We start from the raw sequence: 15,889 nt of genomic DNA, 5'->3' as shown, positions 1-15,889 counted from the left end.
GTCGGTGTGACGGTTTCCGCCCACGGCTCAGAAGGCACCGAATCATGCCGATCCACCCACCGCGGCAGCGTTCCGCCGGCAACAGCGAGCGCCCCGGCGTGCAGCAGGCCGAGTCCGCGCTCATGGAGCACTATCCCCGTCTCGTCCGGCTCGCCTATCTGGTGCTGCCGCCGTCCCTCGGCCGGCACCGCCGGGTGCTCGCCGCGCACGCGGCGGTACAGCGTGCGCTGCCCGGCGTGCGTACGGCGTCCGAGGCCCCGGCCCTGTCGCGGGTCCCGGCCCAGACCCGTGGTGCCGTCCGCGGCCCGGCCCCGGACGGGACCGGCTCGGCGTACGCCTGGATGCGGCTGCGGGTGCTGCGCGCCGCGTTGGCGCACGAGCGGCGGCCGCGCTGGTGGCCAGAACGGCTCCCGGCACCCGCGGCCCTGCGCCCCTCGCTCCCGGCAGTCTGGGGTCTGCGGCTCTTCCCGCGCGCCGGCGGAGCGGCGGAACTGGCTCTGGACCAGGCGCTGTCGGCGGTTCCCGGAGCCGTACGGGCCGCGTTCGCGCTGCGGCTGCTGGAGGCGCTGGACGCCCCCGAGGCGCAGGCCCTGCTCAGCCGGGCGGGCTCGACGGACCCGGCGGGGGCGGTGCGGGCCGCGAGGCGGCTGGAGGACGCCGACCGGGCGGGCGCCGAGGAGCTGCTGCGCTCCGGGGAGTTCGACCCGTGTGTGCTGCAGACGCGTCCCAGCGATCTGCTGCGGCGCAGGCACCGCGTGCGGGCGGTGGCGGCGGTCGCGGCACTCTGTGCGGTGGCCGGCGGTCTGGTCGCGCTGACGGAGCAGGGTGCGTCGGCCCCGCAGCCCGGCGCGCGGAGCACGTTCGCTCCCGCACTCGACCCGCAGACGCTGCTGACCACCGCGGACGGCGAGTGGGCGGACACCTCCCGCATCGACTTCACCGCCTGGCCGGCCCGCGGTGACCGGACCGGGGACCGGGCCCTGCTGAGCCGGGCGCTGCGGACCTGGGGCCACACCCCGGCCGGCGTCGCCGTCTCGGCCACGCCCGGCACGCTCGCGGTGCCGCCCGCCCAGCCGCCGCAGCTCCTGTACGCGGGTGAGGTGGACGGCGCCGCCGTGGTGCTGTTCCACGACCGCGGTGTACGGGTGGTGCGTTACGCGGAACCACTGACCGGGTCCGCGCCGCCCGCACTGGACTTCGCGCGGACGGACGGCGCGGATGTGACGACGGGAGCGGCCCTGGTCGTCAGCCGCGGCGGGGACCGGGCCCGGTTCCTGATGGCTCCCTGGATCTCGCGGACCACGACCCGCGACCTGCTGGCGCCGGACAGCCCGGCGCGCACGCTGGAGGTGAACGCGGACGGGGTCACCGCGGCCGTGCCGCGGCCCTCGCCGGGCGGACGCTGCGATTCCTGGCCGGTGCTCCAGTTGCGCTCCTCCGGACGCATCGTGGAGAACCACGCGTTCCTCCTCACCGACCTGGGCGACCTCGCCCCGGTCCACCTGACGTTCACGCCGGGCCCGGCCGCCGGTGCCGGGGCGCGGCAGCCGAGGGAGGCGACGAGCACCCCCGCGCTGCTGGCCTGGGCCCGCAGCGCCTGTTCGCTGACGGCGCTGCGGGGCACCGGTGTCCGCGCGGTCAACAACTGGAACTTCGCCGAGCAGCGCCTGCCGGAGTCCGGCACGCCGGCCCAGTGGCTCTGCACCCGGGCCGACACCTGGCAGGGGCCCGGACGTGTGCTGGTGCAGTTCCTGCCGCCCAGTTCCTCGCCCACCGGACCGGGGACGGTGGTGGCGGACGAGCGCGACACGGCCCTGTGCAGCCGGTTCGGACAGCACATTCTGGCGGGTACGCACTGGAAGGCGCCGTCCGGGCGTTGGTACGTGCTGGCGGCGGGGAGCCGTGCGGTGGACCGGATCGAGGCCACCGGCTCCGTGCGGGACGCCGCGGCCGGGACGACGCTCGCGGTCCGGGCACCGCGGGACGCGCCGGTGGAGCTGACGGCCCGGCTGAGGGAGGGCGGTTCGCTCACCGCGGTCCGCTGACCCCGTCCTCGTACCGTGGCACGATCGGGTTCCGTCGCACCTGGCGACTTCTGGGGGTCCGCCGGTTAGGGTGTGCGCGGCTCCATCCGCCGCCGATCGCACGGGAGGTGCGTTCCATGGCACGCCGACTCCGCTCCGTGGACCTCGACTTCGTGGAGTCCGCTCCGGTCAGGCTGGTCTTCGCAGCCGAGGTGTCCGCGCCGCCCGAGGCCGTGTACCGGGCCCTGGCCGACGACATCGAGGGCTGGCCCTGCTGGTTCACCCAGCTCACTGCGGCGTTGCCGCTCGACGGCGGGGCGGGCCGCGAGGTGCGGTTGCGGGGCGGGATCGCGTTCCGGGAGACGGTCGTGGCGACCGACCCGGGTGAGCGGTACGCCTACCGGATCGACCAGTCCAACGCCCCGGGCCTGCAAGCCCTGTTGGAGGAGTGGCGGCTGACCCCGGCCGGGACCGGCACCCGGGTGCAGTGGACCTTCGCCGCCGATGGTTCGGCACTGTTCCGGTTCACGTTGCGGCGGGCGCGGGGCGCGGTCGGCAGGTCGTTCCGGGGCGCGGTGCGCAATCTGGACCGCCGGCTGTCGGCGGCCGGCGCCTAGGATTCCTCACCGGGTGCCGGACGGGCCCTTGTCCTGTCCCGGCCAGTTGCCCGTGGCCAGGAAGTGGTCGATCGTCCGGGTGTACGGGGCGATGTCCAGGCCCTGGGCGGCCAGCCAGGTGTCGGAGTAGTACTTGTCGAGGTAGCGGTCGCCCGGGTCGCAGATCAGGGTAACGATGCTGCCGGTCCTGCCCTGCGCGACCATCTCGGCGACCAGCTTGAACGCGCTCCACAGGCCGGTACCGGTGGAGCCGCCCGCCTTGCGGCCGATGGACCGCTCCAGTGCGCGCACGGCCGCGACGGTGGCCGCGTCCGGGACCTTCATCATCCGGTCGATGGCGCCCGGGACGAAACTCGGCTCCATCCGCGGTCTGCCGATGCCCTCGATGCGGGAGCCGCAGTCGCTGGTGGCGTGCGGGTCGTGGTGCGTCCAGCCGTCGAAGAAGCAGGAGTTCTCCGGATCGGGGACGCAGATCCGGGTGTCGTGCTGCATGTAGTGCACGTACCGCGCGATGGTCGCCGAGGTGCCGCCCGTGCCCGCCGTGGCGACGATCCAGGCGGGCTCGGGGTACCGCTCCATCCTCAACTGCTGGTAAATGGACTCCGCGATGTTGTTGTTGCCCCGCCAGTCCGTGGCCCGCTCGGCGTAGGTGAACTGGTCCATGTAGTGACCGCCGGTCTCCTCGGCGAGCCCGGCGGACTCCTCGTAGAGCTTGCGCGAGTCGTCCACGAAGTGGCATCGACCACCGTGGAATTCGATGAGCCGGCACTTCTCGGGGCTGGTGGTGCGGGGCATCACGGCGATGAAGGGGACGCCGATCAGCTTGGCGAAGTACGCCTCCGAGACGGCGGTCGAACCGCTGGACGCCTCGATCACGGGCTTGCCGGGGCGGATCCAGCCGTTGCAGAGCCCGTAGAGGAACAGCGACCGGGCCAGCCGGTGCTTGAGGCTGCCGGTGGGGTGGGTCGACTCGTCCTTGAGGTAGAGGTCGATGCCCCAGCTCTCGGGAAGCGGGAAGCGCAGCAGATGGGTGTCGGCGGAGCGGTTGGCGTCGGCCTGGACCTTACGGACGGCCTCCTTGAGCCAGGCGCGGTACGCCAGGTCGGTGCGGTCGATGTCGACGGTCGCCGCAGCGTCTGCGTCGTCTCTGTGCTCGCTCGTGCCCATCAGTGCGCTTCTCCTCGTACGACCGGTCCCGGCGATGCCCACGATATGCCCCCCACCTGGGCAAACGTTGACTTTGATACTCCATAGCACTGCCTTGGTGCCGCGGGCCGTCTCCGTGGGCCGACGTGTCGGGAATGAGCCTTCGCGTCCCGTTCCGCCCTGGTGCACACGCCCCTGGATGTGCACACTCCTTGCAGGGGTGCGACGAAGGGGGCGAAGGGGCCGTGTACGAAACGGAGTTCAGTGAGACGGGCGTGCGTATCGACCGGTGGGCGCGCTCGCTCACCCGGGCCGGGCAGGTCACCGTCAAGGACGGCCGGGTGGCGCTGCTCACCAGCTACGGCCGGGAGATCGACAGTGCGCCTGCGGGCACGGTGAGTGCGGGCAGACCGTGGTTCGCCGGTGCGGACGCCACGGTGGCGCGGGTAAACGGGACGCGGTACCGGCTGACGATGCCGCGGCGCCCCGGCAAGCCCGATGACGCCGCGCCCGCCCGCCGTTTCCTGGAGGCCGTACGCCGGGCCGGCGGACGGCGGGGCTGACGGAACGGGGCCGCGAGGACACCGCGAGTTGCGGAGCGGTGGCCGCTGGGTGACATTGGAGACGCATCACTCATGGTTCACCGGCGGTGACAGTGAGATCCAGGCCGCCGGGCCAGAACCAGCAGCCAGCCATCTGCTGGATCCGTTCCTTCGTCTTCTTCCGGACCTACTTCGGGGAGTCGCAGCCGTGATCAGCGAGCCAAGCAGGCACTGCACGGTGGAGCTCCAGGCCCTGCCGTCGCGGATCGGTCAGGTCCGCAGAATCATTTCGGCGCAGTTGCGCTACTGGCATCTCGATCCTCTGGTCGACCAGGCAGCACTCGGCGTCACTGAACTGCTGACCAATGTCCACCGGCATGCACAGCCGGACAAATCATGCACCGTCGAGGTCGAGTTGCTGCTCGAACGGCTGACGGTGTCCGTCCATGACCACGACCCACGGCTGCCGACCGTGCGCGAGGCGGGCGACTCCAGTACGTCGGGGCGCGGACTCGCACTGATTGCCGCGGTCAGCGAGAGCTGGGGCGTGCGTCCCCGGGGCGGTGCGGGAAAGGTGGTCTGGTTCACCCTTCCCACTCCCTCCCTGTTCGCCACACAGCCACCGCACGCGCTGTACGGGGCGACGACCGACGGGCCGTTCGACCTGAGCGGTGTCACCGCGCCGGAGGGCGTCACGCCCTCGGCGGCACGATCGGTGGTCGTCGGCTGACGCCGCAGGAGCGGGGCGCCTCTCGGGGCGCCCCGCTCCTGCCGTTCACCTGCGCCTGGGGTCTTTCGTCCGGATCAGGCCGGCCTCGCGGGGTCCGGCCCGGTCCGGACGAAGAACCCTAGTCGGTGGCGATGGCGCGGAGCACATCCAGCCGTGCCGCCCGCCGGGCCGGCCGCCAGCCGGCGAGCGCGCCCGCCGTGATGCCCACCAGGGCGACGACGAGCAGTCGCGCCGGCGGGAGGGCGAAGGCGAAGGCGGTGTCGCCCGCGCCTTCGGACGCCCTGACCAGCACCCAGCCGAGGAAGCCGCCCAGCAGGAGACCGCCTGCCGTGCCGAACGCGGCGACCAGGACGGACTCCCAGCGGACCATGGCCCGCACCTGCTTCCTGGTCTGTCCCACGGCCCGCAACAGGCCCAGTTCCCTGGTGCGTTCGTGGATGGCCAGGGTGAGGGTGTTCGCGATGCCGAGCAGGGCGATCAGGACCGCCAGGGCCAGCAGTGCGTAGACGAGCGTGAGCATCATGTCGATGCCGCCGGCCGAGGACTGCGCGTACTCACCGCGGGACTGCACCTCCGGGTTCCCGTACGCGGCGGCGGCCTTCTCGACCGCGGCCCTGCCGTCCGCGGTGGACACCCCGTCCTTGAAGGACACGGCGACCAGCGCGTCGGAGTCCTGGCCGCGGTGCGGGGCCCAGGCCTGCCGGGTGATGACGTAGTCGCCCGCCAGTTCCGGTTGTCCGTACACGGCCCGGACGGTGAAGGTGCGCTCCGTACCGTCGGTGAAGGTGAGCCGTGCGGTGGAGCCGGTGCGCAGCCCCCGCTTGTCCGCCTCGGTGTCGGAGACGGCGATGCCGTTCGTTCCCAGCGCCTTCATCGATCCGTCGACCTTGCCGAGGTCGAGGACCGCCGCGAGTGCGGCGGGGTCGGTGACGGTGAGGGCGCGTCCGGATCCGTTGACCTCGGCGACACCCTTGCCGAGGCCGACAGCGGTGGCCACGTCGGGCAGCCGGTCGACGGCCGGGGCGAGGCGGGGGCTGAGCCCGCTGCCGCCGGCGCCGAAGGCGGGTGCGCTGATGGCCAGGTCCCCGGCGAAGGAGCGGTCGACGGTCTGGTTCATCGTGGCCTTCAGCGAGGCGCCGAACACGGTGAAGAGCGAGACCACCGCCACGCCGATCATCAGGGCGGTCGCCGTCGAGGCGGTCCGCTTCGGGCTGCGCAGCGCGTTGCGCCGGGCGAGGTGCCCGGTGGCGCCGCGCAGCCGGCCGAGCGGCGCGCCCAGAAGACGTACGGCACAGGTGGAGGCGACCGGGCCGAGGACGACGAAGGCGGCGAGGGCCAGCACGGCGCCGGCGGCGGACAGCCAGACGGACGGATCGGCGAGCACGCCGGTCAGGATCACCCCGGCCGAGGCGAGCAGAAGCAGGAGCCCGGTGGCGGCGCGGTTCCTGGAGGCGGCCGAGTCGTCGACGGCGGTCTCCCGCAGTGCGGCGAGCGGTGCGGTGCGTCCGGCGTGAACGGCCGGCACCAGGGCGGATCCGATGCAGACGACGACGCCGACGGCGAGCGGCAGCAGCATGGACACGCCGCTGATGACGAGCGAACCGTCGGGGAACGGGAATCCGATCGCGGGGAAGAGCGCCTGGAGCCCGGCGGCGATCGCGATGCCTGCGGCCAGTCCGGCCGCGGAGGCGATCACGCCGACGATGCTCGCCTCGGTCAGGGTCGATCCGAGGATCTGCCGGCGGGACGCGCCGAGCGCGCGCAGCAGGGCGTTCTCGCGGGTGCGCTGGGCGACAACGATGGCGAAGGTGTTGTGGATGGAGAAGGTCGCGACCAGCAGCACGATGCCGGAGAAGACGAGCAGCAGCGTGGTGAACAGGCTCAGGAAGGCGCCGGAGATCATGTCCTGGTTCTCGGCGGCCGAGGCCTGTCCGGTGATCGCCTCGGTGTCCGGGGGCAGCACGGGCCGCAGGGCGTCGACGAGTTCCCCCTGACTGACCCCGGGGCCGGCCCGGACCTGGATGCTCGACGCCTGGCCGGGCTTCGGCGTGAGGTGCTTCTCGGCGTCGGCGAGCGTCATCCCCGTGTATGTCACCTGCGCCATGCCGTCCTCGCCGCCGAAGGTGGCCAGGCCGACGACGGTGACGCGGACCGGGTCCGGGGTGCGCAGGACGGTCGTGTCACCGATCTTCAGCCCGCCCTTGTCCGCGGTGCCGCGGTTGACGACGACCTCGCCGGGTGCGGACGGGGCGTGGCCCTCGGCCAGCCGGTAGGGGTTGAGCTTCGGGTCGTCGATCCAGTTTCCGGCGAGAGTGGGCGGTCCCTGGCCGCCGATCGGTTCGCCGTCGGTGCCGATCAGCTGGCCGGCACCCTGGATGTCGGGGGCGGCCGCGGCGACCTGGGGCAGTTGCCCGATGCGCTGCGCGAGGCCGGTGCTCACGGGCTGCCGGGTGCCTTCGGACTCACCGGAGACGGTGACGACATTGGTGCTGCGGACGACCGCGTCGGTGCCGGCGGCCGCGTTGCCGAACATCGTGTCGAAGCTCGCGCGCAGGGTGTCCCCCATGACGAGCGTGCCGGCGAGGAAGGCGACACCGAGCAGGACGGCGGTCAGCGTGCCGGCGAACCGGCGCCGGTGAGCGCGGAGCGAGGAGAGGCTGATGCGCACGGAGGCGCGGGTGCTGGTCATGGCGTCCCCTGGGTGCTCGGTGCGGGGTCGAACGCCTTGAGGCGGTCGAGTACGCGTTCGGCGGTGGGGTCCGGCATCCGGTCGACGAGCCGTCCGTCGGCGAGGAAGACGACTTCGTCCGCGTGTGCGGCGGCGACCGGGTCGTGGGTGACCATGACGACGGTGCGGCCCGTCTGCCGGACGGTGCTGCCGAGCAGCCGGAGCACCTCCTGGCCGGCGCGCGAGTCGAGGTTGCCGGTGGGTTCGTCGGCGAAGACGACGTCGGGGTCCCCCGCGAAGGCCCGGGCGACGGCGACGCGCTGTTGCTGGCCGCCGGAGAGTTCGCTGGGCCGGTGGTGGAGCCGGTCGCGCAGCCCGACGGTGTCGATGACCGCGTCCAGCCGGGCCCGGTCGGGGCGTTCCCCCGCCAGATCCATGGGCAGCGTGATGTTCTCGGCGACGGTGAGCGTCGGCAGCAGGTTGAAGGCCTGGAAGACGAAGCCGATGCGGCGCCGGCGCAGCAGGGTGAGCCTGCGGTCGTCGAGCGCGCCGAGATCGGTGTCGCCGATGAAGGCCGTGCCGGAGGTGAGGGTGTCGAGTCCGGCGGCGCAGTGCATCAGCGTGGACTTGCCGGACCCGGAGGGCCCCATGATCGCGGTGAAACGGCCGGCCGGGAAGCCGACGCTCACCCCGTCCAGGGCCCTGACCTCCGTGTCGCCCGTGCCGTAGACCTTCACCGCGTCGACGACACGGGCGGCGGTCGTGGTGCCGGTGGCGGGAGCGGTGGTGGTCATGCCGCACCGCCCTTGCCGAGCGTGCCGAACTGCTCGTCGAGGACGGAGAGGCGGCGCCAGTACTCGTCCTCGTCGATCTCCCCGGCGGCGAAGCGCCGGCCGAGCAGGGTGATCGGTGAGGTCTCGGGGGGACCGTTCCGCTCCGCGCGGACCTGCCAGGGGCCGCGCCGGCCGCGCCATACGGTGCGTCGCAGGACGGTGACGACGGTGATGACGACGGCTGCCCAGACAAGCGGGAACAGGAGGACCCACGGTCCGGGTCCGCCGTCGAAGGCCAGGGTGTTCATCTCGGTCAGCTCCTCGGTTCACGGTGGTGAAGCACGCTTTTCTGTCACCACCGAGCCTGTCTCCGCAGGGGGGTCCGCGTCGTCGTACGGCCAGCGGCCGTGCGCATACCGCGCCGGGAGTAGACGGCGGTCCTGTGACTGCTCCCGGGGGGCCGGGCACCGGGCCATGGATTCTGTACCTACTAGTATGTACAGTGGGTACATGAGCACTTCGGACCGCCTGATCGAAGCCACCCGTGAGCTCCTGTGGGAGCGCGGCTATGTGGGCACCAGCCCCAAGGCCATCCAGCAGCACGCGGGCGCGGGCCAGGGCAGCATGTACCACCACTTCGCCGGCAAGCCGGATCTGGCGCTTGCGGCCATCCGCCGCACGGCACAGGAGCTGCGCGGGACCGCGGGCCGGGTGCTCGACGCGCCCGGGTCGGCGTACGAGCGGATCTCGGGCTATCTGCTGCGTGAGCGCGATGTGCTGCGCGGCTGCCCGGTGGGGCGACTGACGATGGACCCGGAGGTCGTCGCGAGCGACGAGTTGCGGGCACCCGTGGACGAGACGATCGCCTGGCTTCGCGGCCGGCTCGCCGAGATTGTCCAGGAGGGCGTGGACCGAGGCGAGTTCGACGCTCGCCTGGTGCCCGAGGACATCGCGGCTTCGATCGTCGCGACGGTGCAGGGCGGCTATGTGCTGGCCCGCGCCTCGGGCTCGACAGAGGCCTTCGACGCCGCCGCCCGAGGGCTGCTGGCGCTGCTCTCCCCGCGCACGGCCGCCAGCTGACGTGTCGCCAGGTGTGACGTGACACCCCGCCGCATGCCGCTTGACGTCCCTTCGCGTGCGGCTTCATCGCCCCTGCAGCGTCAACTGGCGCCTTTCGCAGGCCATGTGACCCCTCGCCATACGTGATCACCTGGCGTCCGTCGTACGCCATCCATTCCCCGAGGAGTACCTCACCCATGCTTATCACCAGGAACCGGCCCGACACACAGTCCGGGCCGGCCGGGCAGTTCAACGGATCCGTCTGGATCGACGAGATCGCCGCTCCCGGACCGCCGTCCCGGCTGCGGCTGTTCAGCGTGCACTTCGCGCCGGGCGGTCACACCGGCTGGCACATCCACCCGCACGGGCAGGTCCTGCACGTCACCGAGGGCGAAGGCCTGGTGCAGCACCGGGGCGGTCCGGTGGAGGCGATCCGGGCGGGCGACACCGTGTGGATCGAACCGGACGAGTGGCACTGGCACGGAGCCGCGCCGCGCACCTTCATGACCCATCTCGCCCTCGTCGAGGCGGCCGAGGACGGCTCCACCATCCACTGGCACACCGACCCCGGCGTCCCCGAGTACCCGGCAGTCTGAGGAGCGCCCGATGCATGCGATGCAGTACGAGATCACTCTGCCCCCGGACTACGACATGGCCATCATCCGCGACCGGGTGGCGACGCGGGGCCATCTCCTGGACGCCTTCCCCGGGCTCGGCCTCAAGGCGTATCTGATGCGCGAGCGCGGCAAGGACTCTCCCGTCAGCCAGTACGCGCCGCTCTACCTCTGGACCACGCCCGAAGGCATGAACTCCTTCCTCTGGGGTCCCGGATTCCAGGGCATCGTGCGGGACTTCGGGCGCCCCGAGGTGCAGCACTGGGCCGGCCTGTCGTACGAGGAGGGCCCGGCCTCGGCCGCACTCCCCCGATCGGCCACCCGGCTCCGCTCGCCGATGCCACCGTCGGCCGCCCCGGCGGACGTGGTCGGCGCCGCGCTGGAGGAGAGCCGACGGCTCGCGAAGGCACCCGGCGCGGTCGCCACGGCGCTGGCCGCCGACCCCCGTCACTGGGAACTGCTCCATTTCACGCTCTGGGAGCAGTCCGCCCCGCAGGAGGCCGGCGACCGCTACGAGGTTCTTCATCTCAGCGGGCCGGAGCGCGCATCGCTCGGGGCGGGACGCCAGTGGTAGCCGCGGTCCGCACCGTCCTCGGCGACATCCCCGCCGGCGAGCTCGGCGTGTGCGACGCTCACGACCATCTCTTCCTGCGCAGCCCCGTACTGCCGGGCCAGGAGCTCGACGACCCCGCGGCGGCGGCCGAACGGCTGCGGGCCTTCGGCGGGTTCGGCGGGCGGTCCGTGGTGCAGTGGACGCCGTACGGCATGGGGAGGCGGGCCGATGTGCTGGCGGAGCTGTCCCGTTCGACGGGGACCCATGTGGTGGCGGCGACGGGACTGCACCAGGCCGTGCACTACCCGGCCGCGCTGCTCGGCGGGATCCGGGACGGTCTCGCGGAGCTGTTCGTCTCGGAGCTGACCGAGGGAATCGGCGCGACATCGGTGCGTGCGGGTCTGATCAAGGTCGCCGGCGCGTTCCACACGGTCGACGCCCACGCCCGGCTCACCATGACGGCGGCCGCCGAGGCACATCACCGTACGGGCGCGCCGATCGCCGTCCATCTGGAACTGGGAACGGCCGCGCCTGACGTACTCGACCTGCTGTGCGGAGCGTTGGGCGTGCCACCGCACCGCGTGATCCTCGGACACCTCGGCCGGTCGCCCGACGGCGCCGCGCAGCGGGAGGTGGCGCGGGCCGGGGCGTTCCTCGCGTTCGACGGTCCGTCGCGGGCCCATCACGCGACGGACTGGCGGCTGCCCGAGGAGCTGGCGGCGCTCGCCGGGGCCGGGTTCGGCGGGCAGTTGCTGCTGGGCGGCGACACCACCGTGCCGGAGACCCCGGGCATGCCGCATCTGCTGCGACGGCTGCGTCCCCGGCTGACCGAGGTGCTGGGAGCCGGGACCGTGGCGGACCTGCTGGTCGCCAACCCCGCGCGGGCGTTCGCGTTCGAGGCTCCGGCGCAGGCCGGCTGAGGGCGCGGGCTCGCGGCGGCGCTCGGCCGTCCCGCCCTCAGGCGAGCGCGCCGAGCGGGTCGTCCAGCACCGGCTGCCAGGCCAGCTCCGCCGCGCCGACCAGGCTGTTGTGGTCGAGGGTGCAGGGCAGGATCGGCACGCTGCCGCTGCGGCCCCACAGGCTGCGGTCGGCGACCACCGCGCGCAGCCGTTCCGGGTCGGCGTCCAGCAGGGCGCGGTGCAGACCGCCGAGGATGATGCGGTCCGGGTTGAGGATGTTGACGAGTCCGGCGAGCCCGAGGCCCAGGCGGTCGATGAGTTCCTCCGCGGCGTTGCGCACCGCCGCGTCCCCGTATTCGTTGCGCAGCAGGTCCCCCGACTGCTTGAGCAGCGACTCCTCGGGTCCCGGTGCGCGGCCGGCGGCGGTGAGGAAGGCGAGCGGGTCGGTCTCGACGTCGAGGCAGCCGCGGCCACCGCAGTGGCAGGGGCGGCCCTCGGGGTTGACGGTCAGATGGCCGACCTCCAGGGCGAGCCCCGAACTTCCGGTGTGCAGGCGGCCGTCCAGGACGAGCGCTCCGCCGACCCCGCGGTGGCCGGTGGCGACGCACAGCAGGTGCTGCGCTCCGCGTCCGGCTCCATGACGGTGCTCGGCGAGCGCGGCGAGGTTGACGTCGTTCCCGGTGAACGCCGGTCCGGTGATGCCCGCTTCGCGGACACATGTGGCGAAGATCTCGCGGACGGGGGCGCCGGCGGGCCAGGCGATGTGCAGCGGGTTGAGGGCCGTGCCCTCCGGCTCGGCGACGGCGGACGGCACCGCGAGACCCGCCCCGACACATCGCAGGCCACTGTCGCGCAGCAACCGCGCGCAGTCGTCCACGACTTCGCCGATGACCTGGGCGGGATCGGCGGTGATGGTGACGCAGCCGGGCGCGGTCGCGACGAGTCGGCCGCCGAGCCCGACCAGCGCGGCCCGGAATCCGTCCGAGTGCACCTGGGCGGCCAGTGCCACCGGCCCCGACTCGCGCACGGCCAGCCGGTGCGAGGGCCGGCCCTGCGAGCCCGCTGCCGAGCCGGGGCTGGAGTCGACCCGGATCAGGCCGAGCGCCTCCAGCTCCGCGGCGACCGCGCCTGCGGTGGCGCGGGTGACACCCAGCTCGGAGGTGAGGACGGCTCGGGTGGGGGCGCGTCCGGTGTGGACCAGTTCCAGCGCGGGTCCGAGCGCGCTGCGGCCCCTCTCCAACTTCGTCCGGGTGGTGGTCACCTTGCCGTTCATGGGGGCGAGTCTCCCATGATCCGGAGGTGCTGCCGACGCCGCGGCACCGGTCTCCTCCACCGCGCCGCCCACTCCACGCCGAGGCGCGGCGCCCGCCTCCTGCACCGCGCCGCCCACTCCCAGGCGAGCGCGGCACCCGCCTCCTCCACCGCGCCACCCACTCCACGGCGAGCGCGGCACCCGCCTCCTCCACCGCGCCGCCCCCTCCACGGCGAGGAGCCGCCGAGCCCGGCGCGCCCGCCCGGACGTGGTGGGCAACCGTCTTGCGCCCGTCGTCCGCGGGCCCCTATGCTGAGTTTGTGCCGCAACTAAACAAACTGCGGACGGCCTTGCCGGGGGGACCGGGCGGAAACACCGCCCCACCTCCATCGACACGCCTCCGTACCGCGCTGACCGTGTTCTTCGCCCTCGACGGGTTCCTCTTCGCCGGCTGGGTGGTCCGCATCCCGGCCATCAAGCAGCAGACCGGCGCCTCGGCCTCCACCCTCGGCCTCGCACTTCTCGGCGTATCCGCCGGTGCCGTGATCACCATGATGCTCACCGGCCGGCTCTGCCGCCGTTTCGGCAGCCATCCGGTGACCGTGGTCTGCGGCGTCCTGCTGCCGATCAGCATCGCCCTGCCCGCCCAGACCCATTCGGCACTCTCGCTCGGACTCGTCCTGCTGCTGTTCGGCGCGGCGTACGGCGGCGCGAACGTGGCGATGAACAGTGCGGCAGTGGACCTGGTCACCGCTCTGCGGCGTCCCGTGATGCCCAGCTTCCACGCCGCGTTCAGCCTCGGCGGCATGATCGGGGCCGGGCTGGGCGGTCTGGTCGCCGGAGGCCTCTCGCCCTCCGCGCACCTGCTCTGCCTGACCGGAATCGGTCTGCTCGTCACCGCGTACTGGGGCCCGGTCCTGCTGCGGTACCCCTCCCTGAAGCCCGCCCCCGCTGCGGCCGACGGCGAGGCGGTCGGCCACCGTCCGACCGGACGGGCGCGCCGCGCGGTGCTCCTGTTCGGCGTGATCGCGCTCTGCACCGCGTACGGCGAGGGAGCCCTGGCCGACTGGGGCGCCCTCCACCTGGAGGAGGACCTGCACGCCCACCCCGGGGTGGCGGCGGCCGGCTACTCGCTCTTCGCGCTCGCCATGACCGCGGGCCGGCTCACGGGCACGGCACTGCTCGAACGGCTCGGCCAGACCCGCACCCTGGTCGCCGGCGGCGGCACGGCGGCGGCCGGGATGCTGGTCGGCGCGCTCGCCCCGAACGCCTGGCTCGCCCTGATGGGCTTCGCCATCACCGGACTCGGTCTGGCGAACATCTTCCCGGTGGCGATCGGCAGGGCCGGCGAACTGGCCGGCCCCGGTGGAGTGGCCGCGGCCTCGACACTCGGCTACGGCGGCATGCTGCTCGGGCCTCCCTCGATCGGCTTCCTGGCCGACTGGTTCTCGCTGCCCGTGGCCCTGACCACGGTGGCGATGCTGGCTCTGGCGGCGGCGGCACTGGGGTACGGCGCCCGCAACGCGGCCACCCACGCATGAGTGAGTAGGCGTACTCAGGCAGGAACGGTTCTCCCGTCGCAGGATGGAGACGTAACGACCCCTCCCGCCGACTGTCGCGGGGGAGGCCGGAAGCCGTCGACGGGGAGCACGCCATGAACAAGCCGGTCCTGACCAAGCAGCACGTCCACACGCTCGCACGCCTCACGTTCGGCAACGCCGCGTCGCTGGTCTACCTGGGCGTGGTGGCGGCGACCGCGGTGTTCGTCACGGTGGACACGCTGTTCGTCGCCCACGAGGACGCGTCGTTCGCCGGGGTGTGGCTCTTCTTCCTGGCGGCGCCGACCGTCCTCGTCTTCTTCGCCGGCGGTGCGATGCTGGGCGCGGATTCGGCCGCGCCCGACTGGTTGTTCTACCTGGCGCTGGTGGTGTCCGTGCTGGTGCAGTCGCTGGCGCTGGGCTGGTTCGCACGGCTGGTGCGCGGCGGTCGCGGCCGGGCCCGGCAGAGCCGGCCCCAGAGCGCCTGAGCCCCTGGCACAATCCCTGCCATGAAGATCGCGGAACACATACGGACCCTGGACGCCGAGGGCAGGTTGCTGGCGGACGCCGCCCAGGAGGCGGGGACCGGCGCGCCGGTGCCGACCTGTCCCGGCTGGCAGGTGCGCGACCTGCTCAGACACACCGCGATGGTGCATACCTGGGCGGCCGCCTTCGTGACCGAGGGCCACACCTCGTACGTACCCGACGCCGGGGAGCCGGACCTGGACGGCTCGGAGCTGCTCGACCGGTTCCGTGCGGGCCACCGGCTCCTGGTGGACGCGTTGGAGCGCGCGCCGCAGGACCTGGAGTGCTGGGCCTTCTTCGCCGCACCGTCGCCCCTGGCCTTCTGGGCGAGGCGGCAGGCGCACGAGACGGCGATCCACCGGGTGGACGCCGAGTCCGCACGCGGCGGGCCCCTCTCCCCCGTGACGCCGGACCACGCGGTGGACGGCGTCGATGAACTGCTGCGCGGTTTCCACGCCCGCCCGAAGAGCAGGGTGCGCACCGACACGCCGCGCACTCTGCGGGTGCGGGCGACGGACACCGGCTCCGTGTGGACCGTACGGCTCTCCACCGAGCCACCGGCCACCGAGCGCGAGAAGGACGAGTCGTCCGTGCTGCCGCCCGCGGACTGCGAGTTGAGCGCCACCGCCCAGGAGCTCTACCTCACGCTCTGGAACCGGCTGCCGCTCACCGCTGTCACGGTGGCGGGCGATGCGGACCTCGCCCGGCTGTGGCGCGACAGCTCATCGGTCATCTGAACGCGAGCGGCAGCCGGTTCCAGAGCGTGAGGTAGAGCTCCTGGGCGGTGGCGCTCAACTCGCAGTCCGCGGGCGGCAGCACGGACGACTCGTCCTTCTCGCGCTCGGTGGCCGGTGGCTCGGTGGAGAGCCGTACGGTCCACACGGAGCCGGTGTCCGTCGCCCGCACCCGCAGAGTGCGCGGCGTGTCGGTGCGCACCCTGCTCTTCGGG

General features: G+C 73.0%; 16 protein-coding genes and 1 pseudogene. 11 read left to right on the top strand and 6 right to left on the bottom strand.

Features of this window, described 5'->3' with window-relative positions; translation table 11 throughout:
* Window positions 1–44 precede the first annotated feature (44 nt).
* On the top strand, window positions 45–2,045 hold the full coding sequence (locus tag EAO72_RS02150) for a hypothetical protein (RefSeq protein WP_148015453.1): 2,001 nt from the start codon (window positions 45–47) through the stop codon (window positions 2,043–2,045).
* 116 nt (window positions 2,046–2,161) lie between these two features.
* Entirely contained in the window at window positions 2,162–2,641 is a 480-nt protein-coding gene (locus EAO72_RS02145) for an SRPBCC family protein (RefSeq protein ID WP_148015452.1), read from the top strand.
* 6 nt (window positions 2,642–2,647) lie between these two features.
* Here the strand turns inward: EAO72_RS02145 and cds1 are convergent, their stop codons facing one another.
* The gene (gene cds1 / locus EAO72_RS02140) at window positions 2,648–3,808 is read right to left on the bottom strand and encodes an L-cysteine desulfhydrase Cds1 (RefSeq protein ID WP_148015451.1); all 1,161 of its coding nucleotides are present in this window, start codon (window positions 3,806–3,808) and stop codon (window positions 2,648–2,650) included.
* Between the two features lie 224 nt (window positions 3,809–4,032).
* Here cds1 and EAO72_RS02135 point away from each other — a divergent pair, with 224 nt between their 5' ends.
* Window positions 4,033–4,350 carry a hypothetical protein gene (locus EAO72_RS02135; protein ID WP_148015450.1) on the top strand — a complete coding sequence of 106 codons (318 nt, stop codon included), beginning with the start codon at window positions 4,033–4,035 and terminating at the stop codon, window positions 4,348–4,350.
* A gap of 187 nt (window positions 4,351–4,537) precedes the next feature.
* The gene (locus EAO72_RS02130; protein WP_187284893.1) at window positions 4,538–5,059 is read left to right on the top strand and encodes an ATP-binding protein; all 522 of its coding nucleotides are present in this window, start codon (window positions 4,538–4,540) and stop codon (window positions 5,057–5,059) included.
* Window positions 5,060–5,177: 118 nt separating this feature from the next.
* On the opposite strand, the gene EAO72_RS02125 is transcribed toward EAO72_RS02130, so the two are convergent.
* The 3 genes from EAO72_RS02125 to EAO72_RS02115 are packed head-to-tail and all read right to left on the bottom strand — an operon-like array spanning window position 5,178 to window position 8,808.
* A complete protein-coding gene (locus EAO72_RS02125) occupies window positions 5,178–7,748 on the bottom strand; it encodes an ABC transporter permease (protein ID WP_148015449.1) in 2,571 nt (856 codons plus the stop codon).
* Window positions 7,745–8,521 (bottom strand): ABC transporter ATP-binding protein, encoded by a 777-nt coding sequence (locus tag EAO72_RS02120; RefSeq protein ID WP_148015448.1) that lies wholly within the window; start codon window positions 8,519–8,521, stop codon window positions 7,745–7,747. The genes EAO72_RS02125 and EAO72_RS02120 overlap by 4 nt, the downstream gene beginning before the upstream one ends.
* The gene (locus EAO72_RS02115) at window positions 8,518–8,808 is read right to left on the bottom strand and encodes an SHOCT domain-containing protein (protein ID WP_148015447.1); all 291 of its coding nucleotides are present in this window, start codon (window positions 8,806–8,808) and stop codon (window positions 8,518–8,520) included. Before EAO72_RS02115 ends, EAO72_RS02120 begins: the two co-directional genes overlap by 4 nt.
* Before the next feature lie 202 nt (window positions 8,809–9,010).
* Here EAO72_RS02115 and EAO72_RS02110 point away from each other — a divergent pair, with 202 nt between their 5' ends.
* The 4 genes from EAO72_RS02110 to EAO72_RS02095 all read left to right on the top strand — a co-directional run bounded on the left by EAO72_RS02110 (window position 9,011) and on the right by EAO72_RS02095 (window position 11,646).
* Window positions 9,011–9,580, top strand: coding sequence for a TetR/AcrR family transcriptional regulator (locus tag EAO72_RS02110; RefSeq protein ID WP_261991273.1), 570 nt, complete (start codon window positions 9,011–9,013; stop codon window positions 9,578–9,580).
* Window positions 9,581–9,756: 176 nt separating this feature from the next.
* On the top strand, window positions 9,757–10,155 hold the full coding sequence (locus EAO72_RS02105) for a (R)-mandelonitrile lyase (protein ID WP_148015445.1): 399 nt from the start codon (window positions 9,757–9,759) through the stop codon (window positions 10,153–10,155).
* A 10-nt stretch (window positions 10,156–10,165) separates the two neighbouring features.
* Window positions 10,166–10,747 (top strand): DUF4865 family protein, encoded by a 582-nt coding sequence (locus tag EAO72_RS02100; protein ID WP_148015444.1) that lies wholly within the window; start codon window positions 10,166–10,168, stop codon window positions 10,745–10,747.
* Entirely contained in the window at window positions 10,741–11,646 is a 906-nt protein-coding gene (locus EAO72_RS02095) for a phosphotriesterase family protein (RefSeq protein ID WP_148015443.1), read from the top strand. The genes EAO72_RS02100 and EAO72_RS02095 overlap by 7 nt, the downstream gene beginning before the upstream one ends.
* 37 nt (window positions 11,647–11,683) lie before the next feature.
* Here EAO72_RS02095 and EAO72_RS02090 read toward each other — a convergent pair whose 3' ends face one another.
* A complete protein-coding gene (locus EAO72_RS02090) occupies window positions 11,684–12,898 on the bottom strand; it encodes an ROK family protein (RefSeq protein ID WP_148015442.1) in 1,215 nt (404 codons plus the stop codon).
* Between the two features lie 299 nt (window positions 12,899–13,197).
* Between EAO72_RS02090 and EAO72_RS02085 the strand changes: the two genes are divergently transcribed.
* From EAO72_RS02085 to EAO72_RS02075, 3 genes are all read left to right on the top strand, one after another.
* Window positions 13,198–14,418 (top strand): MFS transporter, encoded by a 1,221-nt coding sequence (locus EAO72_RS02085; protein ID WP_148015441.1) that lies wholly within the window; start codon window positions 13,198–13,200, stop codon window positions 14,416–14,418.
* 113 nt (window positions 14,419–14,531) lie between these two features.
* Window positions 14,532–14,903 carry an SCO4225 family membrane protein gene (locus tag EAO72_RS02080; RefSeq protein WP_148015440.1) on the top strand — a complete coding sequence of 124 codons (372 nt, stop codon included), beginning with the start codon at window positions 14,532–14,534 and terminating at the stop codon, window positions 14,901–14,903.
* 21 nt (window positions 14,904–14,924) lie between these two features.
* A complete protein-coding gene (locus tag EAO72_RS02075; protein WP_148015439.1) occupies window positions 14,925–15,677 on the top strand; it encodes a maleylpyruvate isomerase family mycothiol-dependent enzyme in 753 nt (250 codons plus the stop codon).
* Here EAO72_RS02075 and EAO72_RS02070 read toward each other — a convergent pair.
* Window positions 15,670–15,889 (bottom strand): annotated as a pseudogene (locus EAO72_RS02070) (maleylpyruvate isomerase family mycothiol-dependent enzyme); the annotation flags it as partial. The gene EAO72_RS02075 and the pseudogene EAO72_RS02070 sit on opposite strands and share 8 nt — an antisense overlap.

It is taken from the genome of Streptomyces sp. OR43, from assembly GCF_008042275.1.
In the GTDB taxonomy this organism is placed as follows: Bacteria; Actinomycetota; Actinomycetes; order Streptomycetales; family Streptomycetaceae; genus Streptomyces.
This window is presented reverse-complemented; position numbering and strand designations above follow the sequence as displayed.